Consider the following 25,476-nt stretch of genomic DNA (forward strand, 5'->3'; position numbering starts at 1 on the left):
ACCACCTGATCCCATGCCGAACTCAGAAGTGAAACGCGGTAGCGCCGATGGTAGTGTGGCATTCGCCATGCGAGAGTAGGACACTGCCAGGCACCAAATTTAAGAACCCCGCTCAATGAGCGGGGTTTTTTATTGCCTGCAATTCAGCACGTCACCGGATTATTAGACTTTCCCCTTCTTGTCATTCATTGATTACCCTTCTAAAGCCCCAAAACGACCTCTTTTTCTGTTCGATATTTGCTCACCAGTTCAATGTGTTGGATACAAAAAGTACAGAATGTGATGCCTCTACCTTTCTTGTGATGCCTGCTCTGGTTTAATTCTTCAGTCCACATGGATGGACCAAGGAATCACAATAATTTAAGGAATAGACCCATGTTCAAAAGAACAGTAACGATGATGCTGGCGGCGGGAACCCTGGTATTAGGCGGTTGCGCATCCAATGGTGGTGCAGAGCAGGCGGGGGCAGACAACAGCGACTTCGGTGGCAAGTCCATCTACCTGCGCGGGGAGATGAACGACTGGATGGCGACTGATGAAAGCAAGGTAGTCAAGGTGGCCGACAAGATCTATATGGCCAAAGGCACCCTCAAGAAAGAGTGGGCCCCCTACAAGTTCAAGTTTGCTGATTCAGGCTGGAGCTGCGGTACCAACTTTGGCTACAAGAGCCCGAGTGATGGTGTTGCAGTATTGGGTGGTGAGGCGGTGCCGGTCAACCCCTGCTCCAAGTATGAGGACATGAAGTTCTCACCGGATGCCGATGGCGTTTATGAGTTCTATCTGAATATGGCGGGTGAAACGCCGACTGTTTACGTCAAGAAGCCCTGATCTATCTCTGAGTGTTAAATCTCTTAGCAAATTAATCAGTTAAGTGCCCTGGCCCAGAAATCTGCTGGCCGGGGCATTTTTTTAGGTTAGAATCGGCGCCCTCATGGCATCAGGTGTACTATATGTTGTGCCATTAATTTTAGATGGCACCATTGGTTGTGTTTTTTGCTGTTGTCATGATGTTGATGCATTCACATAAGGTTGATTGAAAATGGCTAAATCGAACCCGGTGCTGGAGAGTGAGCTTGGCTCCCGCCTTATCCCCATGCAGGAAACGTCCCTCGAGATCTGGGATAGCAAGTATCGCCTCAAGAGCAAGGATGGCATTCCCATCGACAGCTCTATCGATGAGACCTACCAGCGGGTAGCCCGTGCGTTGGCAGAGCAGGAGCTGGAACCGGAGGCCTGGTATGAGCCGTTCCTGTGGGCGTTGCGCAATGGGGCCATTCCGGCGGGCCGCATCACCTCCAACGCCGGGGCGTTTGAGCACAAGCCTGCCACTTCAACCATCAACTGTACTGTTTCCGGTACCATCGAAGATTCGATGGACGATATCCTTGGCAAGGTGCACGAGGCCGGTCTGACCCTGAAAGCCGGTTGCGGCATCGGATATGACTTCTCGACCCTGCGCCCGCGCGGTGCTTTTGTCTCCGGTGCCGGTGCCTACACTTCCGGCCCGCTCTCCTTTATGGATATCTATGACAAGATGTGTTTCACCGTCTCGTCAGCCGGTGGCCGTCGCGGCGCCCAGATGGGCACCATGGATATCCGCCATCCCGATGTGATCGAGTTTATACAGGCCAAGCGTGAAGATGGCCGCCTGCGTCAGTTCAACCTCTCTCTGCTCATCACCGAAGATTTCGTCAAGGCGGTGAAAGAGGATGCCCCCTGGTCGCTGATCTTCCCCTACACCGCTAAAGAGGTGGAGCAGGATGGCATTGCGCTGGACGATCCCGCTCAGGTGCTATGGGCCGACTGGCCCAACAAGGAAGGGGTTGTATTCAACGAGTTGGGGCAGGTCGCTTGTAAGGTCTACAAGACCATGCCAGCCCGCAAGCTGTGGAATGTCATCATGACCTCGACCTATGACTATGCAGAGCCCGGCTTCATCCTGATCGACAAGGTCAACCAGATGAACAACAACTGGTTCTGTGAAGAGATCCGCGCGACCAACCCCTGTGGTGAGCAGCCGTTGCCGCCCTACGGTGCCTGTCTGCTGGGCTCGGTCAATCTGACCAAGTTTGTGCGCGACCCTTTTACTGAATATGCGGCATTCGATTGGCAGGCGTTTCGCAAGGTGGTGGCCATCTTTACTCGCATGCTCGACAACGTGGTGGAGATCAACCAACTGCCACTGGCCAAACAGCGCGAGGAGATCACAGCCAAGCGCCGGCATGGCATGGGCTTCCTCGGGCTTGGCTCGACCCTCACCATGCTGCAGATCAAGTACGGCTCTGCGGCATCCGTAGCCTTTACCGAGCAGGTATCCCAGGAGCTGGCGATGACCGGCTGGCAGGAGTCCCTGCGTCTTGCCAAGGAGAAGGGCTCTGCCCCCATCATGGAGCAGGAGTTTGAAGTGACTGGTAAAATGCTGCGTCTGCGCCCGGAAATGGCGGCTGATGGCATCAAGGTGGGTGACAAGGTGAAGGGCAAGGTGCTGCATGCGCGCTACAGCCGCTATATGCAGCAGGTTGCCGAAGTAGATCCTGCGCTGGTTGCCGAGCTGGCGGAAGTGGGTGGACGTTTCACTCACCACAGCAGTATCGCACCCACCGGCACCATCTCGCTGTCTCTGGCCAACAACGCCAGCAACGGCATCGAGCCGAGCTTTGCCCACCACTACAGCCGCAACGTCATCAAGCCGGGCAAGAAGAGCAAGGAAAGCGTCGATGTCTACTCCTTCGAGCTGCTGGCCTATCGCGAGCTGGTGAATCCGGCCGCCATGCCCTATGCCGATGATGAGGCGAGCCGTCTGCCGGAATATTTCATTACTGCTGACGACATCAGCCCGGCGCAGCATGTGGATATTCAGGCTGCGGCCCAGCGCTGGATCGACTCCTCCATCTCCAAGACCGCCAACGTGCCGACTGATTTCCCGTTCGAGCAGTTCAAGGACATCTACATGTATGCCTCGGACTCCGGCCTCAAGGGGTGCACCACCTTCCGCTTCAATCCGGAGGCCTTCCAGGGCGTGCTGGTGAAGGAGAAGGATCTGGAGAACACCCTGTACGATTTCACCCTGGAGGATGGCTCCGTCATCTCCGTCAAGGGGAACGAAGAGATCGAATACGATGGCGAGCTGCATACGGCCGCCAACCTCTACGACGCCTTGAAAGAAGGCTATTACGGTAAATTCTGAGAACGACATTATGGTCAAGAAGATCGACAAGAAAATCGTCGCCTACAAGGTGCGTACCAAGGATGAGCCGCAAGAAGATCTCTCTGTGCAGGATGACGTAGTGCATATGCACGAAACCGTGTTGCGTCCAGAGCGGCTGATGGGCACCACCTACAAGTTGAAGACGCCGGAGCATGTCTCCGAGCACTCGCTGTTCATCACCATCAACGACATTATTCTCAACGAAGGCACGGTTCACGAAACTCGCCGTCCGTTCGAGATTTTCATCAACTCCAAGAGCCTGGAGCACTATCAGTGGATTGTGGCGCTGACCCGCATCATCTCGGCGGTATTCCGCAAGGGGGGGGATGTCACCTTCCTGGTCGAGGAGCTGCGTTCCGTATTCGATCCCAAGGGCGGCTACTGGAACAAGGGCAAGTATGTGCCGTCGCTGATCGCCGAAATTGGCAACGTGATCGAGAGCCATCTCACCGAGATCGGCATGCTCAAGGCGCCGGGACTGGACGAGCATCAGCAGGCGTTTCTGGCCGAGAAACAGGCCGAGTTGAAAGCCGCTCAGGAGGCTGAAGAGCAGCAGGCGAGCAGTGGTTTTCCGGCCAATGCCGCGCTCTGCTACAAGTGCCACACCAAGGCGCTGGTGCTGAAGGATGGCTGCATGACCTGCCTCAACTGTGGCGACTCCAAGTGCGGCTGACAGACATGCCCAAGTAGTTGAACGATAGAGAAAAGACCGGCCGCAGTGCCGGTCTTTGCATTGCTGTTTTTATGCGCAATCAAATCAGGCGGCCAAGTGATTTGTTGCGCGATAGTAAAATCGGGCGTAGCGTTGAAGGTAATAAAACTGTCACGGCCGTGTGGTTTCAATGACATCTGAGATTCACACACGTGGCCCTTCAGTGCCAAGGAGGATGCTTATGGACAATACGGACCGAAAGCTGTTTATCCTGGATACCAACGTTCTGCTTCACGAACCCCTCGCTATCTACTCCTTCAAAGAGCACGACGTGCTCATCCCCATGACGGTGCTGGAAGAGCTCGATAACATCAAGGATCGCAACAAGGATGTCAGCCGCGACGCGCGGGTGGCCATTCGTGCGCTGGAAGATGTGTTCCGCGATGCAACCCCGGATCAGATCACCCAGGGCGTGCCGCTGGCTGGCGAAGCGAGCGGCAATATCTGCATCTTCAGCGATCACCATCTGCCGCAGGATGCCGAGGTGTTTACCGACAAGGAGGCCGACAACCGCATCATCAACGCGGCCCTCTATCTGCAAAAGCACGAGTTGAAGCGTCAGGTGGTGCTGGTCACCAAAGACATCAACATGCGCCTCAAGGCCAAGGGGGCCGGGCTTGCTCACGTTGAAGATTACCGTAGCGACCAGCTGATCGACGATATTCGCCTGCTGGCCAAAGGCTTTCAGGTGGTGCCCGGCAGCTTCTGGGAGCGGGTTGGCGAGTGCGAGAGCGAGACCCATGGCCGCGACACCATCCATGTGATCGATGCCAATCTGCTGGAAGGGGTTCATGTAAACCAGTATCTGGTGGATGAAGAGAATTTCTTCGCCGCCCGGGTGCTCAGCCACGATGGCAACAAGATCCGCATCAAGGATCTGGGCCGCGAGCGGCTGATGTCCCGCAAGGCGTGGGGTGTCCATCCCAAGAATGTCTATCAGGGGATGGCGCTGGATGCACTGCTCGATCCGCACATCGATCTGGTTATCCTGACCGGCCCGGCGGGTTGCGGCAAGACCTTGCTGGCCATGGCTGCTGCGCTGGAGTTGGTGATTGAGAAGGGCATTTACGAGAAGGTGATCGTCACCCGGAATACCCCGGAAATTGCCGAGAGCATCGGCTTCCTGCCCGGCACCGAAGAGGAGAAGATGATGCCCTGGTTGGCGGCGGTGACCGACACCCTGGAGGTGCTGCACAAGCAGGATGAGAACATGAGCGGCTCGCTCAGCTACATCATGGAGAAGGCCAATATCCAGTTCAAATCGGTCAACTTTATGCGCGGGCGCAGCATCCAGAACACCTTTGTACTGCTGGATGAGTGCCAGAACCTCACTGCATCCCAGATCAAGACCATCATCACCCGTTGCGGCGAGGGCACCAAGATCGTCTGCTCCGGTAACCTGGCCCAGATCGACTCCAACTATCTGAGCCCGGTGACTTCGGGGCTCACCTACATCGTCGAGCGTTTCAAGGATTTCGACGGTAGTGCCAACATCTTCCTCAATGGCGTGGTGCGCAGCCGACTGGCTTCGTTCGCCGAGGAAAACCTCTGATTCAACTGAATATTGTCAGATAAAACGGGAGGCCAATCGGCCTCCCGTTTTTGATCCCGGCGCAGTCTTGGGCCAAGGGCTATTGACCCAGATAGCGCAGCAGCCCCGGGTGGTTGCTGTTTTGCAGAATATCCGGCTTTCCCTGCAGGGCGATGCGCCCCTCGTCAACAAAGAGCACCTGATCGGCAATCAGTTGGGCATCTTCCGGATTGTGGGAGACCATCAGTACGGTAATGCCCTGCTCGCAGGCAAGGCGGGCCACTTCGGCCAGCATCTCCCGACGCAGGGCCGGATCGAGGGCCGAGAAGGGTTCATCCAGCAGCAGCAGCGGTTTGCCCCGAACCAGTGCGCGGGCCAGCCCGACCCGCTGCTGCTGGCCGCCGGAGAGCTGCTCCGGCAGGCGGCTTAGCATCTCACCGAGGCCAACCCGCGCGGCTGCATCGATCACCTGTGCCCGCTGGGCGGCACTCAGGCGCAGACCCGGGTGCAAGCCGATGGCGATGTTGTCGAACACCGACAGGTGCAGGAACAGGTTGTGATCCTGAAACAGGGTGGTGACTGGTCGCTCGGCCGGGCCCTGCGGCAACAGATCTTCGCCATCGAAGCTGAGGCTGCCTGACTCCACCGGCACGAAACCGGCGATCATCCCGAGCAGGGTCGACTTGCCTGCGCCGCTTGGGCCAATCAGTGCGGTGATCTCCCCCTTGGGCAGCTTCGCGCTGAAGCTGACGCGCCAGTCGGGATAGCTGGTCACCAGCGTATCAATGTTCAGCATGTTTTCCTCCAAGTCCCCGTTCAACCAGCCAGAACAGGGAGAAACAGAGAGTGAGCAGCAGCAGGGCGGTGGCGGCCGCCTCGGTCAGCCGGTAGCTGCCGAGCTGCTGGTAGAGCAGCCAGGGCAGGGTGGTGAGCTCCTGGCTGCCAAACATGGCGATGGCGCCGAGATCCCCCAGCGAGAGGATCATCGACAGCGCCATCGCCAGTGCCAGCGGGCGGCGCAGCAGCGGCCACTCCACCAGCCGCAGGCGATGCAGGCCACGTACCCCCAGGCTATCCGCCAGCCGGTCATACTGGCGCACCACCAGCTGCATGGGGGCTGAGAGGGTGCGCATCACATAGGGCAGCGCCATCAGGGAGTTGACCAGTACTACCAGCCAGGGGCCGAGGGCGAACACGTCGGCAAAGGGCATAAACAGGATGAAGAGACCGGTGGAGAGCACCACCGCCGGGATCATCAGGATCATCGAGCCGCTGGCCTCCCACACGGCGGCAGCCCGCCGCTGGCGGGTGCGCACCTTGAGGTGGCGACTGGTGAGCAGCAGGCCGCTGCCGAGCAGGGTCGCCAGGGTGCCTGCCGCCAGCGCAATCAGCAGCGACTGGCCGCTCGCCTGCCATAGCTTGCTGGAGGTGAGTGCTGTCAGCAGACCGGGGTGGAGGCCTGCCACCACGATGGCCAGCAGCGGCGGCAGAAAGATGGCGAGGCCGATACAGAGCGAGAAGAGATCCACCACGGCCGTGCCCGGCTGATGGCGATCCGGCCGCAGACAGGGACGACGGGGTGTCACCCGACTGGCTGGCGTAGTCTGCAGCTTGTGCTGCAGGAGCAGCAGGGTGGCGGTCAGGATGAGCTGCACCAGCGCCAATCCGCCAGCGGTAGCGAGATCGAAATCAAAGCGCAGCGCCTGATAGACAGCCACCTCCAGGGTGGTCGATTTCGGCCCGCCCCCCAGCGCCAGTACGGTAGTGAAGCTGGTGAAGCAGAGCATAAAGATGAGGCTGGCCAGCCCCGGCAAGATGCCGCGAATAAGCGGCCACTCCAGCAGCCGGAAGATATGGGATGAGCGCATGCCGAGCTGGCTGGCGAGGCGCCAGCTCGATTCGGGGATGCTCTCTATGCTCTGCAGCATCAGGCGGGCCGCCAGCGGCATGTTGAAGAAGACGTGGGCCAGCAGAATGCCGAACAGACCGTAGAGGTAGTTGCCGGGATCCAGCCCCAAGGTGCGCAGCAGCTGCGGCAGCCACCCCTGCTTGCCGTGTACCGCTACTATGCCGAAGATGGCGATGATGACCGGCAGTACCAGCGAGAGGCCAAATAGCTTGATCAGCAGGGTTCGGCCAATGAAGCGGCGCCGAGCCAGCGCGCGGGCCACCGGAATGGCGAGCCCCAGACTCAGCAGGGTGGAGAGCAGTGCCTGCCCCAGACTGAAGCCCAGCACATGACGCAGATAAGGATCTGCGAGCAGGGTGCGGGGTGCCAGCGAACCGGCCTGCCACAGCAGGGCTGCGAGCGGCCCGAGGGACAACAACAGGATCAACAGGGTGGCTGCACTGCCCGGCAGCCACCAGAGAGGACGAGCCTGTGGTTTCAGAGAACGGCTCACTGGGTGACGGCTTGCAGCCACTCGCGGATCCACCCTTTGCGATTGGCGGCCACCTCATCGCTGCTGAAGGCGAGCGGCTTGGCTACGGTGATCATCTGCTCGAAACCCTTGGGCAGCGGCGTGTCGATAACCGGATACATCCAGTTTCCGGTCGGGATTTCCTGCTGGAAGGCGGGGCTCACCATAAACTGCAGGAACTGGTCAGCTAGCTTCTCCTGTTTGGCGCTCTTCAGCTTGGCAGCCACTTCTACCTGACGGTAGTGACCCTCTTCGAAGGCGGCAGCCTGATACTGGGGCTTGTTCTCGGCAATCAGGTGATAGGCCGGAGAGGTGGTGTAGGAGAGCACCATGTCCGCTTCACCATCGAGGAACATGCCATAGGCCTCTGACCAACCCTTAGTGACGGTGACCGTCTTTTTGGCAAGCTCGGTCCAGGCGGCAGGCGCCTTGTCGCCGTAGACAGACTTCATCCACAGCATCAGCCCCTGCCCCGGGGTGGAGGTGCGGGGATCCTGATAGATCACTTTGAGGTCGGGACGCTCCACCAGATCTTCCAGGCTCTTGGGCGGCTGCTTGAGTTTGTCTTTGTCATAGACAAAGGCGAAGTAGCCGTAGTCGTAGGGGACGAAGGTGTCATCCTGCCAGCCACCCGGCACCTTGATGCCATCCAGCTTGGCGGGATGGGGGGCGAACAGGCCGCTCTGCTTGGCTTCACTGATGAGGGCATCGTCAAGCCCCAGCACCAGATCGGCCTTGCTGTGGTTGCCCTCCAGCCGCAGCCGGTTGAGGATGGCGACGCCATCTTCGAGGGGAACCAGATTGAGGGTACAGCCGCACTCCTTCTCGAAGGCTTGCTTGATCTTGGGACCGGGCCCCCAGTCGGCAGTGAAGGAGCTGTAGGTGTAGACGGTGAGGGTGTCGGCGGCGAACACATTGGCCGACAGCAGGCCGGTGGTGACCAGCAGCAGGGTCTTCATGGGTGGCACTCCCTATTACTTGTTAATAACGAGGTGCCAGCGGGTGAGGGCGCAAAAAATGAGCGCCATGCCTCAAATTCCTCCGCCAGCATTATCTGGATCAGGTACACGGGTATAATCTCAGCGGTAAACCGCACCCCGTTTGAGAAACGAACCGCATTGTATTAACGTTCTTTTGGGTAGACCAGCACAATTGTGCAATACCCATGAGATGACGCCCACCCAACAGAGGATGTTCGCGTGCTTACCAATACCAAGGAAAGGCGTGCCTTTGCGCGCATGGTCATCAATGCTCCGGTCACCGTCTATCAGCAGCAGCTGGTGCTGGAGGGGATCTGCCGGGATCTCTGTGCCAACGGCATGGGGATTGCGGTCTCTGAACACCAGCTCGACATCAATCAGCCCATCCGGATCAGTCTTGCCACCAACAACAACCTGTTGCCCCCCTTTGAAGCCCATGCCCGTATTATCCGGGTGCTGGAGGAGGAGAGCGGGTTGCTGCTGGCGGTAGAGTTTCTGCCTCAGGGTTAATCCTCTCTCCCCATCGGCAGAGGGAGGGGATTAGCCTTTCTCCTGAACCGGCTGCACACTCAACTGCTTGCTATCGACCAGCGTTTTGCTGGTCGATGCTATTTGGCCCGCAGGCAAGGTGGCTGGACCGGTAGGTTCGAGCAGCAGGTAGCTCTGCCCCTGCCAGTTGAGGGTCACATCCCCCGGCTTGGCGGGCAGGTCAACAGCCAGCAGGGCATGGCCGGGGACGAACACCATGGCCTGTTTCAGCTCGGGAAAGAGCTGGGCCAGCATGGCGGCCATCAGGGTTACCTTGCTGTCGCAGTCCCCCCGGTTCTGCTCCAGCACCTGACGGGGAGATAGAAATCCCTTGCCCTGCCTGCCGTTCAGGCTGTCGAGCTGCTGATAGGGGATGCTCTGGATAAAGGTGAGCATATGGGCCACGGTCTTCTGGCGTGCTTCCGTTTCTGTGCTGCCCTGCTGCTTGAGTTGATCCGCCAGTGGAGCCAGCCCGCTGCGACTCTCCAGCGCGATGCGCACATGGTCCTGCTTCACCGCCAGCTGCCCGTCCGGGGTGTTGAAGTACTGGAAATAGTGTTTGGTCAGCCACGCCTGCTCCTCTTTGCTCCGCTTGGACTGCAGAAAGGCCATCGCCTCGCGTGCCTTGTCATGATTGCGGCTTTTCAGATGCAGCTCCAGCGAGGGACGGGCGAGGGTGAACTGCACCTCGGGGTAGTTCTGGCGCACCTCCCGCAGCAACACTTGCAATACCTCCTCCTGCATTCTCGCCGGGCGATAGGCGATAAGAGGCGGCAACTTGCCCTGTTCGAGCCGGTAGGTGAGCTGCTGGGGTTTGCCTTCGCTATCCTGCCAGCCGACGCTGATCTGGCCGAGGCTGTTGTTGAAGCTGGTTTGGCTGGCCCCCGCAGGCAGGGCAAGCAGCAGGGCACAGAGCAGAGGAATTGCCGTCGGTCTCTTCATCATCCTTTCCTGTGGCACGGGCCAGTTCCGGTGGCCCAAAGTGGGACGTGTCGCGGACAGTAAAACAGGGAGCCGAAGCTCCCTGTTGATTCTACTCGTTTTTTTGCAACTGGCGCGTTAAATCCAGCTCGGCTGCTTCGCCTCAAAGGCGCTGATGGCGGCCTCGTGCTGCAGGGTCAGACCGATGGCATCCAAGCCGTTGAGCAGGCAGTAACGGCGGAACTCGTCGATCTCGAAACCGAAGCTGAGCTCACCTGCGCGCACCAGATTGGCTTCCAGATCCACCTCGATCTCGATGCCCGGCTTGGCGGCGACCAGCTGGAACAGGGCGTCAACCTCCTCCTCCTTCAGGCGCACCGGCACCATGCCATTGTTGATGGCGTTGCCGTAGAAGATGTCGGCAAAGCTCGGCGCTATGATGGTCTTGAAGCCGTAGTCGGCCAGCGCCCAGGGGGCGTGCTCGCGACTAGACCCGCAGCCGAAGTTCTCGCGGGCCAGCAGAATGCTGGCACCGGCGAATTGCGGCTGGTTCAGTACAAACTCGGGGTTGGGCTGCTGGCCGGCATCGTCCAGAAAGCGCCAGTCGTGGAACAGGTGCTTGCCAAAACCGATGCGGTTTACTTTTTGCAAAAACTGTTTGGGAATGATGGCGTCGGTGTCGACGTTGGCGCTGTCGAGGGGGACGACGATCCCTTTATGCTGTTTGAATCCTGTCATCGAAATGTCCTCTTACAGTGCGCGAATGTCGGCGAAGCGGCCGGTGACGGCGGCAGCGGCGGCCATGGCCGGGCTCACCAGATGGGTGCGGCCGGCGCGGCCCTGACGTCCTTCGAAGTTGCGGTTGCTGGTGGAGGCGCAGCGCTCCCCCGGTTGCAGCCGGTCGTTGTTCATCGCCAGACACATGGAGCAGCCGGGCAGGCGCCACTCAAAACCGGCCTCGATGAAGATCTTGTCCAGACCCTCGGCTTCGGCCTGCGCCTTCACCTGCTCTGAGCCAGGCACCACCAGCGCCTGCACGCCAGCGGCGACCTTGCGACCGCGGGCGATGGCGGCGGCGGCGCGCAGATCCTCGATGCGGCTGTTGGTGCACGAGCCGATGAACACCTTGTCGATGGCGACGTCGGAGAGCTTCTGGCCCGGTTGCAAGTCCATGTAGGCCAGAGCCTTGCGGGCGGACTGCTGCTCCATCAGATCGCTAAAGGATTCCGGTGCCGGAATGGGTTCATTAACGGCAATCACCTGCCCCGGATTGGTACCCCAGGTGACCTGCGGGGCGATGTCGGCGGCGTCCAGCACCACTTCGGCATCGAAGTGGGCACCTTCATCGCTCTTGAGGCTCTGCCAGTAGGCGATGGCCTGCTCCAGTACCTCGCCCTTGGGGGCAAACTCCTTGCCACGAATGTAGTCGATGGTGGTCTGGTCGGGGGCGATCATGCCGGCCTTGGCGCCGAGCTCGATGGCCATGTTGCACACCGTCATCCGCCCTTCCATGGAGAGGTTCGCAATGGCATCGCCAGCGAACTCCACCACGTAGCCGGTACCACCGGCGTGGCCGACCTTGCCGATAATGGCCAGTACCACGTCTTTGGCGCTGATGCCCTCGGCCAGCTTGCCATTGACCGAAATGCGCATGGTCTTGGCGCGGCCCTGTTTCAGGGTCTGGGTCGCCATCACATGTTCCACTTCGGAGGTGCCGATACCGAACGCCAGCGAACCGAAGGCGCCGTGGGTGGCAGTGTGGGAGTCACCGCAGACGATGGTGGTGCCGGGCAAAGTGATGCCGAGCTCGGGGCCCATCACATGGACGATCCCCTGATATTTGTGGTTGAGATCGTAGAGGCGAACCCCGAACTCTTTGCAGTTATCGGCCAGCGTCTCCATCTGGATGCGGGCCATCTCGCCGGAGGCGGCGATGTCCTTGGTGGTGGTGGAGACGTTGTGATCCATGGTGGCCCAGGTCAGATCCGGGCGGCGCAGCTGGCGATTCATGGCGCGCAGGCCGTCGAATGCCTGCGGGCTGGTCACTTCATGCACCAGATGGCGGTCGATGTAGATGAGGGGGGTCTCCTCCTCCACTTCCCGTACCACGTGGGCGTCGAATACTTTCTGATAGAGGGTCTTGGCCATTGCTTCTCTCTTCCTTGTTCTCTGTTATGTGGCTCAGATCCGGGCGGCGATCTGGCTACCCATCTCGGACGTGCTCTGCACCGGATGGCGGGCGCTGGCCTGATGCAGGTCGGCGGTGAAGTAACCCTCGGCCAGGGTCTGGGCCACGGCCTGCTCAATGGCCTGGGCGGCAGCCTCTTGGCCTAGGCTGCAACGCAGCATCAGGGCGGCGGAGAGGATCTGGGCAATGGGATTCGCAATACCCTTGCCGGCGATATCCGGGGCCGAACCACCGGCCGGTTCGAACAGGCCGAAACCCGATTCGTTGAGGCTGGCGGAGGGGAGCAGCCCCATGGAGCCAGTGATCATGGCACACTCGTCGGAGAGAATGTCGCCAAACAGGTTGGAGCAGAGCAGCACATCGAACTGGGATGGATCCTTGATGAGCTGCATAGTGGCGTTGTCGATATACATATGGTTCAGTTCGACATCGGGATAATCCTTGGCAACTTGCGTCACCACCTCGCGCCACAGAATGGAAGAGGCGAGCACGTTGGCCTTGTCGATGGAGGTGACCTTGCCACGGCGCACACGCGCCGACTCAAAGGCAATCTTGGCGATGCGCTCAATCTCGAAGCGGTGATACACCTCTGTGTCGAACGCCTTCTCTTTCGCGCCTTCTCCCTCGCGCCCCTTGGGCTGGCCGAAGTAGATGCCGCCGGTCAGCTCGCGTACGCAGGCGATGTCAAAACCGCGATCCGAGATGTCGGCACGCAGCGGGGAGAACTGTTCCAGACCGGTGTAGATGCGGGCCGGGCGCAGGTTGCAGAACAGTTTGAAGTGGGCACGCAGGGGCAGCAGGGCACCACGCTCAGGCTGATCGTTGGGCGGCAGATGCTCCCATTTCGGGCCGCCCACCGAGCCAAACAGCACGGCATCGGCCGCTTCGCAGCCTTTGATCGTGCTTTGCGGCAGCGGGGTGCCGTGGTTGTCGATGGCGATGCCGCCCACGTCATGGTTATCATACTCGAAGGCGAGGCCGAACCTGGCCTGCACCTTCTCCAGCACCTTGACGGCTTCGGCCATCACTTCCGGGCCAATGCCGTCACCCGGCAATACTGCGATCCGATAACTGCTCATACACTCTCCATCCTGATATTGTCTTTGAGATCCCTCTGTCCGGTTTCCCCGACGCTGCGCGCGGTTGCCGGTTCAGACGTTCCCCGTCTTGATGTTGTCATTCCATGCCGTCTGTGTGGCAGCGAGTCCTGCTCAGACGGTTTCTGATTTGATGCTGTTATTGCGTTCCATCTGTTCGGCGACCTGATCGGCGCGCCAGATGCTGTTGATCACATGGAGCAGGGCGTGGGCCGAGGATTCGATGATGTCGGTGGCCAGTCCCATGCCGTGGAATTTGCGCCCTTTGTACTCGGCGACGATATCGACCTGACCGAGGGCATCTTCCCCTTCGCCCTTGCTCTTGAGGGCGTATTTGTCGATGCGGATCTCATAGCCGGTGATGCGGTTGATGCACTGGTAGACCGCATCCACCGGGCCATTGCCGGTGGCCGCTTCACAGATCAGATCCTGACCCACCTTCAATTTGACCGAGGCGGTGGCCAGTACCGAGCTGCCGCTCTGCACCCCGAGGTACTCCAGTTTGAAGTGCTCCGGCTCTTCGTGGATCTGGCTGAAGAAGGCCAGCGCTTCGAGGTCGTAGTCGAACACCTGACCCTTCTTGTCGGCCAGGGTCAGGAATTTGCCGTAGAGGTGGTCGAGGTCGTAGCTGCTCTCGGCATAACCCATGGACTCCATCCGGTGCTTGATAACGTGGCGGCCGGAGCGGGAGGTCATGTTGAGGTTGTTCTGGGTCAGGCCGATGCTCTCGGGAGTGATGATTTCGTAGGTATTTTTCGCCTTGAGCACCCCATCCTGATGGATGCCGGAGCTATGGGAGAAAGCGTTGGCCCCGACGATCGCCTTGTTGGGCTGCACCGGCATGTTGCAGAGCTGGCTGACCAGTGTGCTGGTGCGATGAATTTCGTTGTGGCGGATATTGGTTTGTACCCCGAGCAGGTCGGCGCGGGTTTTGAGGATCATCGCCACCTCTTCCAGCGAGCAGTTGCCCGCCCGCTCGCCGATGCCGTTGATGGTGCACTCGATCTGGCGGGCCCCCATCTGCACCGCGCCGATGGAGTTGGCCACCGAGAGCCCCAGATCATCGTGGCAGTGGACCGAGATGATCGCCTTGTCGATGTTGGGCACCCGGTTGAACAGGGTGTGGATGATGCCGGAGAACTCGGTCGGTACCGTGTAGCCGACGGTATCGGGGATATTGATGGTACGGGCCCCCGCTTTGATGGCGGCCTCCACCATGCGGCAGAGATTATCGATCGGCGTGCGGCCCGCATCCTCGCAGGAGAACTCCACATCATCGGTGTAGCGCAGGGCGTGCTTGATGGCGCCGACCCCCATCTCCAGCACATCCTCGAAGCTCTTTTTCAGCTTGCTCTCCACATGGATAGAGGAGGTGGATATAAAGGTGTGGATGCGGAAGGCCTCGGCGACCCGCAAGGCTTCGCCGGCGGCATCGATATCCTTGGGCAGGGCGCGGGCGAGGGCGCAGACCCGGCTGTTCTTGATGTGGCGGGCGATGGTCTGCACCGATTGAAAATCGCCGGGAGAGGAGACCGGGAAGCCCACCTCCATGACGTCGACACCGAGCCGCTCCAGCGCCTGGGCGATCTGCAGCTTCTCCTTGACTGTCAAACTGGCCGCCAGGGCCTGCTCACCATCACGCAAGGTGGTGTCGAATATGATGACCCGATCTGACATGTGACTTCCCTCTTCCTAAGTTCGGTAACGTGCATCCTGCGGCGGCATAAAAAAACCCGTGCAGGGTGCACGGGTTTTTGTAAATTCCGGCTATGCCTTAGCCCGGCTACAAGGATCCCGCGCGAGTTAACGCGATTAGGGAGATTAGTAGTAGCGGGGTGGCGATACGCATGACGTTGTTATTCCTTCCAGTCGATAACGCTTTTACCAATATCGAGATTTTTATGCTGTGTCAACACGGAAGGTCAGGGGCAATCTGCTGACGTATTTAATCGGATTGTAAAGGATTGCAAATTTCCTTGTCCCATATTCGGCCCATGACCGATTATCTGGTCATTCCTGCTGTGCTCTATTCTCTGCACAACCAGATCGACTTATCAGCATTGGCTGAATTATCTGAGGTGTTAAATGGAAAAACGTAGACCTGGTCGTCCGGTCGGACGTTCTGACATTCGTGACAAGTTGCTTGCTGCCGCCCGTGAGCGTTTTCTCAATACTCCCTATAGCAAGGTAACTACACGCGAAATCGCGGAGCTTGCTGGCTCCAATCTGGCAATGATCCACTACTACTTCGGCAGTAAAGAGGGTCTTTACAAAGCGGTGTTGGGCGATGTCGCCGAGCCCCTCGACCATGCCTGGCAAGATGAGCACAGCAATCACAGCCTCAACGAGCTGCTCAACACCTACTATCAGGTGATGGCGCCCAATAGCGAGCTGACCTCTGCCATCTCCAGCGCATTGTCGACCGAGAAGAGCCCGGGCCGGGATTTTGTGCTGAACCGCCTGCTGGAACGCCAGCTGCCGCAGTTCGATGCCCTGCTGGAAACAATGAAGTCCAACGGCGAGCTGGGTGACAACCTGGATCCCGACATGCTTAAGATCTCCTTCCTCAGCATGATGTGGCAGCCATTCGTGATGAAAGATCTCTACGAGCAGGTGTTTGGTCTGAAAGTGGATGAGCACTTCATGGCCCGTCTGGCGGACCACAACTGCCGTCTGATGGAGACCGGTCTGCGCGGCAGTCACTGATTTTGCCGCAACATCGAGATTAAAAAGGGCCATTCGGCCCTTTTTTCATAAATCTGTTATCCCTTGTTCAACGTAACGTCATCCCGCTTTCTTACTCTGCAAGCAGAATTCAGGGAAGGAGGGGATATGAACAAGATCCAGCAATGGGACCTGCAGGTGTGCCGGGTCTGCCTGCTTCACGGCTACAATCGGCAGCAGGCGAGGGTGAGTCGTCTCATTTCCCGCACCGGCGATGGCCCGCTTTACGCTGTGCTGGCCGCCCTGCTCTGGTGGCAGGGGGAGGCAGAGCGGGAGCTGGTGCGACTGGCGCTGTTAGCCTTCGCCATCGAACTGCCCCTCTATCTGCTGCTGAAAAACAGCCTGAAACGGCAACGGCCGGTCGGCTTGCCGGTCTTTATCACTCCTTCCGATCGTTACAGCCTCCCCTCCGGCCACACCGCCGCCGCTTTTCTGATGGCCACCATACTGGCCAACAGCTTTCCGCTCTGGGCGCCCCTGCTGTTTGGCTGGGCGGCACTGGTGGGGGCATCCCGGTTGCTGCTCGGGGTACACTACCTGAGCGATCTGGTTGCCGGTGCCCTGCTGGGTGGCGGTTGCGCCGTGCTGGCGCTCAGCTGGAGCCACTCATGAGGATACTGTTTGGGGTGCAAGGCACCGGCAACGGCCATATCAGTCGCAGTCGCACCCTGGCGCGGGCGCTGCGCACGGCAGGGGTCGAGGTGGATTATCTCTTTAGCGGTCGCCCCGCTGACCGCTACTTCGACATGGAGGAGTTTGGCGCCTACCGCGCCTTTCCCGGCCTCACTTTTGTGAGTCACGAGGGGCGAGTTTCTCCGTGGCGCACCCTGCAAGCCGCCTCGCCGCTCACCTTCTGGCGGGATCTGCGGTCTCTCGATTGCAGCGAATACGATCTGGTGGTGAGCGATTTTGAGCCACTCACCGCCCACGCTGCCCGCCGCTATGGCAAGCCGAGCCTCACCGTCAGTCATCAGGCCAGCTTCAACTGGCCCATCCCGCGTTGGGGGGAGGATGGGGTCAGCCGCCAGCTGATGCGCCACTTTGCTCCTGTGGATCAGCCGCTCGGGCTGCACTGGTTTCACTTCGGTCACCCCTTGCTGCCGCCGGTGATCGACCCTATCGCCGCTGCGTCGGATAACTGCGAGATCCTGGTCTATCTGCCGTTCGAGCAGACCGAGGCGATCGCCGCCCTGTTGTCGCGCTTTGGTCAGCAGCGCTTCGTCTGCTTTCACCCCGCCATTCGCACCCCGAGCCAATGGCGCAATCTGCGCTTCGAGCCGCCGTCGCGACACGGGTTTATCGCCGTGCTGGCCGGTTGTCGCGGCGTCATCTCCAACGCAGGTTTCGAGCTGGCTTCCGAGGCGCTCACCCTCGGCAAGAAACTGCTGGTCAAACCCCTCGGCGGCCAGTTCGAGCAGCTGACCAACGGCAAGACCCTCGAGATGATGGGACTGGCGACCCTGATGGATGTGCTCGATGCCAATTTGGTGCGCACCTGGCTCGACAGCGCCTCGCCGGGGGCGGTTTGCTACCCCGATGTAGCGGGGGAGCTGGCCCGCTGGCTGGCGGCGGGCGCTGACGAGAGCGTGGCCTCTCTGTCGCGGCGGCTCTGGGCGCGCACCCTGTTTCCGGAGGAGGTGAGTGATCGCCTGAGCGAGCTGGATGGTGGCGACTGTTTATCCAGTTGCTGGTTATCGCAAGTGAGCGTTGTTGACTAGACTGAAAGGCGATCCCACCAAGGAGAGGACGGAGCAAATGCGCTTTACCAATGAAAACGGCGAAGTCATGAACCTGGCTGACAATCTCACCCTGCACGAGTTGCTCGATATGGGTGTCAGCATCTCGGTCAGTGAAGAGACCGATCCGGATCAGCAGATCTGGCTGGCTGAGCCGGATCAGGACAACTGATTCATCATTCGGCATCAAGCCCACCGCTGAGCGGTGGGCTTTTTTGTGGCTGTTTTTCCCCTCTGCGGAATGATCCGCTGGCCATTCCCCGACTTCCTTCCCTTTTGTCTCATGGTCGCTACGGCAAGTCATTGAATGTTAATAGCCGGTTGAAATGTATGACTGTTCTGGTCAGATAAAGCCGTGGACAAGCGTTATGAAGCGGGTTAAGTTGGTTTTTCACCCTATTTTCGGGTGAATGACGGAAAAATCCTTTTTTTCTACTGTCGACGGGGCTGAATTGGGCCGATCTGCATTCAGATAACAACAAGAAACGGATCGGGCCGTGCCGGGAAGCACGGCATCGTCGGCGGGATTCGCTAAACGGAGCAAAGCCTGGAGGGCTTTATCATGGAGATGTTATCAGGCGCCCAGATGGTGGTTAGAGCGCTGGAAGATCAGGGAGTTGAGCACGTCTTCGGCTACCCTGGTGGCTCAGTGCTCGACATCTATGACGCTCTCTTCGAAAACGGCAAGATGGAGCATGTCTTGGTGCGGCACGAGCAAGCCGCGGTTCACATGGCTGACGGTTACGCCCGTTCCACCGGCAAGGTGGGGACTGTGCTGGTAACGTCGGGCCCGGGAGCGACCAACTGCATTACCGGTATTGCCACCGCCTATATGGATTCCATTCCGCTGGTGATCCTCTCCGGCCAGGTGCCGACCAGCATGATCGGTGAGGATGCATTCCAGGAGACCGACATGATCGGTATCTCCCGCCCGGTGGTGAAGCACAGCTTCCTGTGCAAGAAGGCGAGCGATATCCCTGAGGCCATCAAGAAGGCCTACTACATTGCCGCCAGCGGCCGCCCGGGGCCGGTGGTGGTGGATCTGCCCAAAGATGTGCAGAACCCGAAAGAAAAATTCCCCTACCAGTATCCCGAGACGGTCTCCCTGCGCTCCTACAACCCGACCAAGTCTGGCCATAAAGGGCAGATCAAGCGGGCAGCCAAGCTGCTGGTAGAAGCCCAGCGCCCGGTGATGTACGTGGGCGGTGGCGCCATCAACGCCAATGCGGACCATCTGGTGACCAAACTGGCGGAGCTGCTGAACCTGCCGGTGACCACCACCCTGATGGGACTGGGGGCTTTCTCCGGTGTCCATCCGCAATTTATCGGCATGCTGGGGATGCACGGCACCTTCGAAGCCAACAAAACCATGCACAACGCGGATCTCATCTTCGCCGTCGGTGCCCGCTTCGATGACCGCGTCACCAACAACGTGGCCAAGTTCTGCCCCAATGCGACCGTGGTCCATATCGACATCGACCCCACCTCCATCTCCAAGACGGTGCAGGCTCATGTGCCCATCGTTGGCTCGGTAGAAACCGTGCTGGAGCAGATGCTGGAGGTGATCCGCGAGTGTGGCTTCGATAACGACAAAGAGGCGCTGGCGGACTGGTGGAGCCAGATCAACCAGTGGCGCTCCCGTCACTGTCTGGCCTACGAAAAGTCGGCCACCCAGATCAAGCCGCAACAGGTTATCGAGACCCTCTACAAGGTGACTCAGGGTCAGGCGTTCGTTGCCTCCGACGTCGGCCAGCACCAGATGTTTGCCGCGCTCTACTACCCGTTTGCCAAACCGCGCCAGTGGATCAACTCTGGTGGCCTCGGCACCATGGGCTTCGGTATTCCGGCCGCCATGGGGGCCCAGTTTGCCAACCCGGATGCTGTGGTCTGCTGCGTCACCGGCGATGGCTCGGTGCAGATGAACATTCAGGAGCTCTCGACCTGCATGCAGTACGGGGTGCCCATCAAGATCATCTCCATCAACAACCGTGCGCTGGGCATGGTCAAGCAGTGGCAGAAGATGTTCTACGGCGGTCGTCACAGCCACTCCTACATGGAGTCCCTGCCGGACTTCGTCAAACTGGCGGAAGCCTACGGCCACGTCGGTATCGCGGTGAGCGATCCGGCCGAGCTGGAGAGCGCCATGGAGAAAGCCTTCGCCATGAAGGATCGGCTGGTGTTCATGGATATCTCGGTCGACCCGGATGAGCACGTCTATCCGATGCAGATCAAGTTTGGCGCCATGGATGAGATGTGGCTGAGCAAGACGGAGAGGACCTGACGATGGAACATATTATTTCGGTCGTACTGGTGGAATCCGCCGTTGAAGAGATGTCGCTGAACAAGGCGGGGGAAATATCATGAGGCATATCATTTCAGTACTGCTGGAGAACGAATCCGGCGCCCTGAGCCGCGTGGTGGGTCTCTTCTCCCAGCGTGGCTACAACATCGAGACCCTGACGGTGGCACCGACCGAGGATCCCACCCTGTCACGCATGACCATAGTCACCATGGGTGACGAGCGGGTGCTGGAGCAGATCCAGAAGCAGCTGCACAAGCTGGTGGATGTGCTCAAGGTGTGCGACTTGAGCGAAGGGGAGCATATCGAGCGGGAGATCGCGCTGGTCAAGGCGCGCGCCGCCGGTGGTGCCCGTGACGAGCTGAAACGGTTGGCAGATATCTTCCGCGGCCAGATCGTCGACGTTACTCCTGAGCAGTACACGGTGCAGCTGGTGGGTACCAGCGAGAAGCTGGATGCCTTTATCAAAACAGCCGCCCAGACCAACGAGATCATCGAAGTGGTGCGCTCCGGCGTCTGCGGCATCTCGCGGGCGGACAAGGCGCTGCGGCCCTGATGGCTGGCGGGACAGCTGATGACTCGTCAGCTGCCGCAGAGTGAAAGGAAAGAGGGCTCTGCGGAGCCCTTTTGTTTGGTTTTGCTTTACGAGGGGAGGGGTGATGTTCGGTATTCATGATCTTGCACTGTTTATGGTCTCGGGGCTGCTGCTCAACATCATGCCGGGACCGGACTCCCTGCTGGTCATGCTGCGCAGCGGCTCGCAAGGGTGGCGTGCCGGTTCGGTCGCGGCCCTTGGCATCGGCACCGGTGTCATGGTGCATGTGCTGGCGGCGGCCCTCGGTCTGTCGGCTCTGCTCAGCGCGTCGGCCGAGTGGTTTGCCCTTATCAAGCTGGCTGGTGCCATTTACCTCATCTATCTGGGGTTCTCTCTGCTGCGCCAGCAAACGACGGGTGCAATGGAGAGAGGGGCCACCCTGCCCGTCCTTTCCTATGGCCAGATTTACCGGCAGGGAGTGCTGACCAATGTGCTCAATCCCAAGGTAGCGCTCTTTTTCCTCGCCTTCGTGCCCCAGTTCATCGCACCGGATGCCCCCGACAAGGCGCTCGCCTTTATCTTGCTCGGTTGCATCTTCAATCTGGGCGGTATCATCTGGTGTCACCTGCTGGTCTTTACCACCGTCTATGCCAGCCACAGGGTTCGGTTGTCACAGCGTCTTGGTCGCTGGCTCAACCGGGGCATCGGCACCCTGTTTGTCGGGCTCGGGATCAAGCTCGCCAGCGACTAGCTCGCCGCTTTCTGACCTGGGGCAGGTTATCGCGCGCGGCGCTGTGGTATGGTCGGCGGTCAGCTGCGGGGCCAGCCCCGCTCTCTCTCTTTTTCAGGCCAGCCCCACTGGCCGCAGCAGCGAGATCCCTTGCCCAGATGAACATCGCCCGGCTCAAGAACTTTACCGAGATTGTGAAGAACAACTTCAATATCTCGGCGACGGCGGAGAAGCTCTACACCTCCCAGCCCACCCTCAGCAAGCAGATGAAGATGCTGGAAGATGAGCTGGGGCTCGCCCTCTTTACCCGCAAGGGAAAGAATCTGGTCGGCTTGACCAGCGCAGGCGAGCAGGTGATGGAGTTGGCCAAGGGGGTAGTGGCGCAGGTGGAGCAGATCAACCAGCTGTCGCTGGGGGAGCAACTGGCTACCAGCGGGGTGCTGCGTATCGCCACCACCCACACCCAGGCGCGCTACAAGCTGCCAGCGGTGATCACCGAGTTCAGCCGTCGTTATCCCGATGTGGCGATCCAGCTCCATCAGGGGGCGCCAGCCCAACTGGCCCAGATGGTGCAAAGCGGCGATGTGGATATGGCGATCGCCACCGAGTCCATGTATCTGTTCGACGAGCTGGCCGCCGTTCCCTGTTATCGCTGGGGGCGCAGCGTGGTGGTGCCCCACGGTCATCCGCTGATCGACTGTCAGCCGCTGTCGATGGCGGATCTGGCCCGCTATCCCCTCATCACCTATGTGTTCGGCTTTACCGGTCGCTCCAAGATGGACAAGGCCTTCAGCCGCCACGGCCTCTCGCCGAAAACCGTGCTGACCGCCACCGATACCGACGTGATCAAGCACTACGTCCGGCTCGGCATGGGGGTCGGGGTGATTGCAAGCATGGCCTTTGACGAGGGGGACAGGGAGGATCTGGTGAGTCTCAACATCGACCACCTGATCGCCTCGAGCGCGACCCACATCTGCCTGCGCAAGCATGCCCATCTACGTGACTACATGTACGACTTTATCCACCTCTACGCCCCCCATATCAGCCGGGAGACGGTACAGCTGCACCTTATCAACCAGCCGCCGACTGCCAATATGGCGGATTTGCCGTGGCTCTAGCCGCGGGATGTCTGCCGCGTACAGAGCAAAAATACAGAGATAAAAAAAGAGAGGCCTTGGCCCCTCTTCTGGTTTTATCGATATGCGGGATTAAGCGCTGCGGGTCGCCAGATTGATAAAGATCTGGGCTCCGACCAGCAGGCAATCGTCATCCAGATAGTAGGGATTCGCATGCAGGTAGTTGCAGATCCCCTTGGCCTGACAGCCGCTGCCGAGGAAGAACATGGCCCCCTTGCGACCACGGCAGGCGTTAACCATGTAGCTGAAATCTTCGCTGCCGGTCATCGGCTGCCCCTGAGCGTTGATCCCCTCAGAGGGCAATACATCGGCGGCCGCTTGCAGCAGACGGGCGCAGGCATCGGCGTGGTTCTCGACCGCCGGATACCCGGCATAGACCATCTTGGTCTTGAAGCCGCGCAGTTCGCTCTGGGCCACGATCTCCTTGAAGCTGTTCTTCAGGATCTGGTCGGTCTCGGCATCCATGGCACGGATGGTGCCGCGCGCCTGCACATGGTCGGCGATGGCGTTGGGGATGGTGCCGCCGTTGATCATGCCGCAGCCGAATACCGCCGGGCTGAACGGACTGGTGCGCTTGGCGACGATGTAGTCCATATCCTCGATGATCCGCACCGCTTCGCGGATGGCATCCAGCCCCTTGTGGGGGGTGGATCCGTGGGCGGAGATACCGTGCACATCCAGCGTCCAGGCGGAGCCCCAGGAGGACATGACACCGTGGTTGAACTTGATGGTGCCGGTTTCCATGGCGCCGTCGTTATGGAGGGCATAGACCTCGTCTACCCCCTTCATGCAGCCCAGTTCGACCATCTTCTCGGCGCCCGGCACCCGCATATCCTCTTCCGCCATCTGGAAGATAAAGCGGACGTTGTACTGCAGGCGATCGCGGTTGGCGGCCAGAAACTTGGCTGCGGTCAGGGCGATCGCCATATGGGAGTCGTGACCGCAGTTGTGGGCCATTCCCTCGTGGGTCGACTTGAACGCAACCTCGCTCATGTCGTGCATCTCGAGGCCATCCATGTCGGCACGGAAGGCGATGGTCGGCAGCACCGGGTCAACCACCAGATCGCCGTGAAAACCGGTGAAGCCCGGGTAGTCGGTGAGACGGTAGCCAAAGCTTGCCATCAGCTCGCGGCAGTAGGCTGAGGTCTTGAACTCGACGCCGGAGGCTTCCGGAATGGTGTGCAGATGGTGGCGCACTTCCTGACTGAAGTCGCGCAGGGCCAGCAGGGCCGGTTCAATGTGGATGTTGTTCATCAGATGATCCCTTGAATGGAGAAGCCGAGTTGGGCCACCAGCGAGGCGCCGAAGAAGCAGCAGGTGGAGACGATCATGAAGATCAGGATCACTTTCCAGGACATCTTCTTCAGCTCTTCCAGCTGACCACCCACCGAGAGACCGGCAAAGGCCAGCAGCGGTACGCAGCAGGAGAGGAAGGAAATCTTGGCGACGGCATCAATGAAGAGGCCGCGCACCGGGGTCTCCGGCAGGCAGATCAGAATGCCGATGATGGTGGCATAGGCAAACGCCGGTAGGGATGAGGGCAGGTAGCGCTTGGCAATCAGCGAAGCGAACACCACCAGTGACATGGCGATGAAGCTGTCACCCATCAGCCAGAGCGGAGTGCCGGTGGTCAGGGTCTGGGTAAACATAGCCAGCAGGATCGCCAGAAAGACGAACCGCATATCCATTACGATGCTTTTCATGCTTTCTCTCCTTTGGCAGTCAGGGCATAGATTTTTTCAGCGAGCGGCAGACCCAGATAGGTGAGGGAGAGGGCGCCGAGGGCAGACGAGAGCAGGTTCGAGGCTGCCGCGATACTCAACACCTGCTGAGCCAGCGCTTCGTCGAGACCGTTGATCAGGGCGCCGGAGGCGGCACTCAGCATGGAGCCTGAGCCCACGCCGGAGCCGGCAGCCAGCGCCAGCGGGTGCAGGCCGGTGAGCGGGGCGATACTGCCCAGCACGCTGAACCAGAGGGTGCCGATCACGGAGCCGCACAGGTAGATTGCGAGCACGCCGATGTACTCCTGGGAGCCGGTGCCGAACTTGCCCTGAATGACCGCAACGGACGGCTCGCGACTGATGGAGGAGCAGGCCCCGATGGCGCGGCGGCCAAAGCCGAACTTCACCGCCAGCGGAATGGCGATCAGGATCGGCAGCAGGTTGCCAATCTCCTGCAGGAACAGCGGCACGCCGACGCTCAGGATCATCTTCAGGTTGGGGATGATCATCCCCGCGTACTGGGTGCCCAGGATCAGCAGGCTGAAGCCCACCATCTTGCCGCAGAAGCCCTCTTCTTTCTCGGTGAAGAGCTGCTTCCAGCCGGGTATGCGATCCTTGACCGGTTTGGCGGAGACAATCATGCCGATGATGACGGCAAAGAGCATCGGCAGGATCGGGATGATGGCGATGCCGATCTTGATCTCCTGCTTGCCTATCAGGTACTGGGCCACAAAGATCAGCATGGCGGTTGCCAATATGCTGACCGTGACCGTCTTGAGGGGGCTGGTTTGCTGCATAGTCTTTTCTCTTGTTATTCCCATGTGTGGCCATCGTCAGGATTGTCCAGACCGATGATGGGGGCATCATAGGGAGCTAAGAGGGGCAGGTATGTGACCTTCATCAAGCTGGCCATATGGCATTTTTTCATGGGGTATGCCCTTTAACCCTCTGGATACCAAGGGTTAAAGGCCGTTAACAGAACGTCAGCATTGGCAGGACAAGATAAGCAA

24 protein-coding genes, 1 rRNA gene and 1 riboswitch are annotated in these 25,476 nt (G+C 59.6%); of the genes, 14 read left to right on the forward strand and 11 right to left on the reverse strand.

Annotated elements, in window-relative coordinates; all coding sequences use genetic code 11:
- The 5 genes from rrf to AB5Y82_RS00380 form a co-directional block, all read left to right on the forward strand.
- A 5S ribosomal RNA gene (gene rrf, locus AB5Y82_RS00360) occupies nucleotides 1-92 on the forward strand; the annotation flags it as partial.
- Between the two features lie 283 nt (nucleotides 93-375).
- Nucleotides 376-828, forward strand: a complete 453-nt coding sequence (locus AB5Y82_RS00365; RefSeq protein ID WP_111900660.1) for a pullulanase — start codon at nucleotides 376-378, stop codon at nucleotides 826-828.
- Nucleotides 829-1,039: 211 nt separating this feature from the next.
- Nucleotides 1,040-3,187 carry an adenosylcobalamin-dependent ribonucleoside-diphosphate reductase gene (locus AB5Y82_RS00370; RefSeq protein ID WP_368173516.1) on the forward strand — a complete coding sequence of 716 codons (2,148 nt, stop codon included), beginning with the start codon at nucleotides 1,040-1,042 and terminating at the stop codon, nucleotides 3,185-3,187.
- Between the two features lie 10 nt (nucleotides 3,188-3,197).
- A complete protein-coding gene (locus tag AB5Y82_RS00375; protein ID WP_064337293.1) occupies nucleotides 3,198-3,881 on the forward strand; it encodes a hypothetical protein in 684 nt (227 codons plus the stop codon).
- A gap of 220 nt (nucleotides 3,882-4,101) precedes the next feature.
- Nucleotides 4,102-5,472: a PhoH family protein gene (locus AB5Y82_RS00380; protein WP_005358170.1), complete on the forward strand. Its 1,371-nt coding sequence runs from the start codon at nucleotides 4,102-4,104 to the stop codon at nucleotides 5,470-5,472.
- A gap of 79 nt (nucleotides 5,473-5,551) precedes the next feature.
- Here AB5Y82_RS00380 and thiQ read toward each other — a convergent pair whose 3' ends face one another.
- The 3 genes from thiQ to thiB are packed head-to-tail and all read right to left on the reverse strand — an operon-like array spanning nucleotide 5,552 to nucleotide 8,830.
- On the reverse strand, nucleotides 5,552-6,247 hold the full coding sequence (thiQ, locus tag AB5Y82_RS00385; RefSeq protein WP_111900662.1) for a thiamine ABC transporter ATP-binding protein: 696 nt from the start codon (nucleotides 6,245-6,247) through the stop codon (nucleotides 5,552-5,554).
- Nucleotides 6,234-7,853, reverse strand: coding sequence for a thiamine/thiamine pyrophosphate ABC transporter permease (thiP, locus tag AB5Y82_RS00390; protein WP_111900663.1), 1,620 nt, complete (start codon nucleotides 7,851-7,853; stop codon nucleotides 6,234-6,236). The genes thiQ and thiP overlap by 14 nt, the downstream gene beginning before the upstream one ends.
- Nucleotides 7,850-8,830, reverse strand: coding sequence for a thiamine ABC transporter substrate binding subunit (gene thiB / locus AB5Y82_RS00395; protein ID WP_111900664.1), 981 nt, complete (start codon nucleotides 8,828-8,830; stop codon nucleotides 7,850-7,852). The genes thiP and thiB overlap by 4 nt, the downstream gene beginning before the upstream one ends.
- A gap of 60 nt (nucleotides 8,831-8,890) precedes the next feature.
- Nucleotides 8,891-8,981, reverse strand: a riboswitch (TPP riboswitch).
- Nucleotides 8,982-9,070: 89 nt separating this feature from the next.
- Here thiB and AB5Y82_RS00400 point away from each other — a divergent pair.
- On the forward strand, nucleotides 9,071-9,361 hold the full coding sequence (locus AB5Y82_RS00400) for a PilZ domain-containing protein (RefSeq protein ID WP_111900665.1): 291 nt from the start codon (nucleotides 9,071-9,073) through the stop codon (nucleotides 9,359-9,361).
- A gap of 30 nt (nucleotides 9,362-9,391) precedes the next feature.
- Here AB5Y82_RS00400 and AB5Y82_RS00405 read toward each other — a convergent pair whose 3' ends face one another.
- The 5 genes from AB5Y82_RS00405 to leuA all read right to left on the reverse strand — a co-directional run bounded on the left by AB5Y82_RS00405 (nucleotide 9,392) and on the right by leuA (nucleotide 15,262).
- Complete coding sequence (locus AB5Y82_RS00405; protein WP_111900666.1) at nucleotides 9,392-10,321, reverse strand: transglutaminase domain-containing protein; 930 nt, start codon at nucleotides 10,319-10,321, stop codon at nucleotides 9,392-9,394.
- Between the two features lie 117 nt (nucleotides 10,322-10,438).
- Nucleotides 10,439-11,038, reverse strand: a complete 600-nt coding sequence (leuD, locus tag AB5Y82_RS00410) for a 3-isopropylmalate dehydratase small subunit (protein ID WP_111900667.1) — start codon at nucleotides 11,036-11,038, stop codon at nucleotides 10,439-10,441.
- Between the two features lie 12 nt (nucleotides 11,039-11,050).
- Nucleotides 11,051-12,448, reverse strand: coding sequence for a 3-isopropylmalate dehydratase large subunit (leuC, locus tag AB5Y82_RS00415; RefSeq protein WP_111900668.1), 1,398 nt, complete (start codon nucleotides 12,446-12,448; stop codon nucleotides 11,051-11,053).
- A 33-nt stretch (nucleotides 12,449-12,481) separates the two neighbouring features.
- Entirely contained in the window at nucleotides 12,482-13,567 is a 1,086-nt protein-coding gene (leuB, locus tag AB5Y82_RS00420) for a 3-isopropylmalate dehydrogenase (RefSeq protein WP_111900669.1), read from the reverse strand.
- A 132-nt stretch (nucleotides 13,568-13,699) separates the two neighbouring features.
- Nucleotides 13,700-15,262, reverse strand: a complete 1,563-nt coding sequence (gene leuA / locus AB5Y82_RS00425) for a 2-isopropylmalate synthase (RefSeq protein WP_005341192.1) — start codon at nucleotides 15,260-15,262, stop codon at nucleotides 13,700-13,702.
- A 408-nt stretch (nucleotides 15,263-15,670) separates the two neighbouring features.
- Between leuA and AB5Y82_RS00430 the strand changes: the two genes are divergently transcribed.
- From AB5Y82_RS00430 to AB5Y82_RS00465, 8 genes are all read left to right on the forward strand, one after another.
- A complete protein-coding gene (locus AB5Y82_RS00430; protein ID WP_005349170.1) occupies nucleotides 15,671-16,291 on the forward strand; it encodes a TetR/AcrR family transcriptional regulator in 621 nt (206 codons plus the stop codon).
- Between the two features lie 126 nt (nucleotides 16,292-16,417).
- Nucleotides 16,418-16,921, forward strand: a complete 504-nt coding sequence (locus AB5Y82_RS00435) for a phosphatase PAP2 family protein (RefSeq protein WP_111900671.1) — start codon at nucleotides 16,418-16,420, stop codon at nucleotides 16,919-16,921.
- Nucleotides 16,918-18,027 (forward strand): MJ1255/VC2487 family glycosyltransferase, encoded by a 1,110-nt coding sequence (locus AB5Y82_RS00440; RefSeq protein WP_111900672.1) that lies wholly within the window; start codon nucleotides 16,918-16,920, stop codon nucleotides 18,025-18,027. The genes AB5Y82_RS00435 and AB5Y82_RS00440 overlap by 4 nt, the downstream gene beginning before the upstream one ends.
- A gap of 37 nt (nucleotides 18,028-18,064) precedes the next feature.
- Entirely contained in the window at nucleotides 18,065-18,217 is a 153-nt protein-coding gene (locus tag AB5Y82_RS00445) for a hypothetical protein (protein ID WP_005341188.1), read from the forward strand.
- A 390-nt stretch (nucleotides 18,218-18,607) separates the two neighbouring features.
- A complete protein-coding gene (locus tag AB5Y82_RS00450) occupies nucleotides 18,608-20,326 on the forward strand; it encodes an acetolactate synthase 3 large subunit (RefSeq protein ID WP_005339146.1) in 1,719 nt (572 codons plus the stop codon).
- A gap of 79 nt (nucleotides 20,327-20,405) precedes the next feature.
- On the forward strand, nucleotides 20,406-20,900 hold the full coding sequence (gene ilvN, locus AB5Y82_RS00455) for an acetolactate synthase small subunit (protein WP_005311605.1): 495 nt from the start codon (nucleotides 20,406-20,408) through the stop codon (nucleotides 20,898-20,900).
- A 103-nt stretch (nucleotides 20,901-21,003) separates the two neighbouring features.
- A complete protein-coding gene (locus AB5Y82_RS00460; RefSeq protein WP_111900674.1) occupies nucleotides 21,004-21,630 on the forward strand; it encodes a LysE family translocator in 627 nt (208 codons plus the stop codon).
- A gap of 137 nt (nucleotides 21,631-21,767) precedes the next feature.
- Entirely contained in the window at nucleotides 21,768-22,727 is a 960-nt protein-coding gene (locus AB5Y82_RS00465; protein ID WP_111900675.1) for a LysR substrate-binding domain-containing protein, read from the forward strand.
- A gap of 90 nt (nucleotides 22,728-22,817) precedes the next feature.
- Here AB5Y82_RS00465 and AB5Y82_RS00470 read toward each other — a convergent pair whose 3' ends face one another.
- From AB5Y82_RS00470 to AB5Y82_RS00480, 3 genes are read right to left on the reverse strand one after another with little or no spacing between them, the layout of a single operon-like run.
- Entirely contained in the window at nucleotides 22,818-23,999 is a 1,182-nt protein-coding gene (locus AB5Y82_RS00470; RefSeq protein ID WP_111900676.1) for a M20 family metallopeptidase, read from the reverse strand.
- On the reverse strand, nucleotides 23,999-24,448 hold the full coding sequence (locus AB5Y82_RS00475) for a hypothetical protein (RefSeq protein ID WP_033114935.1): 450 nt from the start codon (nucleotides 24,446-24,448) through the stop codon (nucleotides 23,999-24,001). The genes AB5Y82_RS00470 and AB5Y82_RS00475 overlap by 1 nt, the downstream gene beginning before the upstream one ends.
- Nucleotides 24,445-25,263: a DUF3100 domain-containing protein gene (locus AB5Y82_RS00480; RefSeq protein ID WP_005339140.1), complete on the reverse strand. Its 819-nt coding sequence runs from the start codon at nucleotides 25,261-25,263 to the stop codon at nucleotides 24,445-24,447. The genes AB5Y82_RS00475 and AB5Y82_RS00480 overlap by 4 nt, the downstream gene beginning before the upstream one ends.
- Between the last annotated feature and the right edge of the window lie 213 nt (nucleotides 25,264-25,476).

The sequence above is a fragment of the Aeromonas sp. s13 genome (assembly GCF_040907905.1).
In the GTDB taxonomy this organism is placed as follows: domain Bacteria; phylum Pseudomonadota; class Gammaproteobacteria; order Enterobacterales; family Aeromonadaceae; genus Aeromonas; species Aeromonas veronii.

Coding starts and splice junctions, on each gene's coding strand:
- AB5Y82_RS00440 (WP_111900672.1), top strand. CDS start 16,918: ATGAGGATACTGTTTGGGGTGCAAGGCACCGGCAACGGCCATATCAGT.
- AB5Y82_RS00460 (WP_111900674.1), top strand. CDS start 21,004: ATGTTCGGTATTCATGATCTTGCACTGTTTATGGTCTCGGGGCTGCTG.
- AB5Y82_RS00430 (WP_005349170.1), top strand. CDS start 15,671: ATGGAAAAACGTAGACCTGGTCGTCCGGTCGGACGTTCTGACATTCGT.
- thiQ (WP_111900662.1), bottom strand. CDS start 6,247: ATGCTGAACATTGATACGCTGGTGACCAGCTATCCCGACTGGCGCGTC.
- AB5Y82_RS00405 (WP_111900666.1), bottom strand. CDS start 10,321: ATGAAGAGACCGACGGCAATTCCTCTGCTCTGTGCCCTGCTGCTTGCC.
- AB5Y82_RS00450 (WP_005339146.1), top strand. CDS start 18,608: ATGGAGATGTTATCAGGCGCCCAGATGGTGGTTAGAGCGCTGGAAGAT.
- thiB (WP_111900664.1), bottom strand. CDS start 8,830: ATGAAGACCCTGCTGCTGGTCACCACCGGCCTGCTGTCGGCCAATGTG.
- leuD (WP_111900667.1), bottom strand. CDS start 11,038: ATGACAGGATTCAAACAGCATAAAGGGATCGTCGTCCCCCTCGACAGC.
- AB5Y82_RS00435 (WP_111900671.1), top strand. CDS start 16,418: ATGAACAAGATCCAGCAATGGGACCTGCAGGTGTGCCGGGTCTGCCTG.
- AB5Y82_RS00370 (WP_368173516.1), top strand. CDS start 1,040: ATGGCTAAATCGAACCCGGTGCTGGAGAGTGAGCTTGGCTCCCGCCTT.
- AB5Y82_RS00465 (WP_111900675.1), top strand. CDS start 21,768: ATGAACATCGCCCGGCTCAAGAACTTTACCGAGATTGTGAAGAACAAC.
- AB5Y82_RS00380 (WP_005358170.1), top strand. CDS start 4,102: ATGGACAATACGGACCGAAAGCTGTTTATCCTGGATACCAACGTTCTG.
- AB5Y82_RS00365 (WP_111900660.1), top strand. CDS start 376: ATGTTCAAAAGAACAGTAACGATGATGCTGGCGGCGGGAACCCTGGTA.
- leuC (WP_111900668.1), bottom strand. CDS start 12,448: ATGGCCAAGACCCTCTATCAGAAAGTATTCGACGCCCACGTGGTACGG.
- leuB (WP_111900669.1), bottom strand. CDS start 13,567: ATGAGCAGTTATCGGATCGCAGTATTGCCGGGTGACGGCATTGGCCCG.
- leuA (WP_005341192.1), bottom strand. CDS start 15,262: ATGTCAGATCGGGTCATCATATTCGACACCACCTTGCGTGATGGTGAG.
- AB5Y82_RS00480 (WP_005339140.1), bottom strand. CDS start 25,263: ATGCAGCAAACCAGCCCCCTCAAGACGGTCACGGTCAGCATATTGGCA.
- AB5Y82_RS00445 (WP_005341188.1), top strand. CDS start 18,065: ATGCGCTTTACCAATGAAAACGGCGAAGTCATGAACCTGGCTGACAAT.
- AB5Y82_RS00375 (WP_064337293.1), top strand. CDS start 3,198: ATGGTCAAGAAGATCGACAAGAAAATCGTCGCCTACAAGGTGCGTACC.
- AB5Y82_RS00470 (WP_111900676.1), bottom strand. CDS start 23,999: ATGAACAACATCCACATTGAACCGGCCCTGCTGGCCCTGCGCGACTTC.
- AB5Y82_RS00475 (WP_033114935.1), bottom strand. CDS start 24,448: ATGAAAAGCATCGTAATGGATATGCGGTTCGTCTTTCTGGCGATCCTG.
- ilvN (WP_005311605.1), top strand. CDS start 20,406: ATGAGGCATATCATTTCAGTACTGCTGGAGAACGAATCCGGCGCCCTG.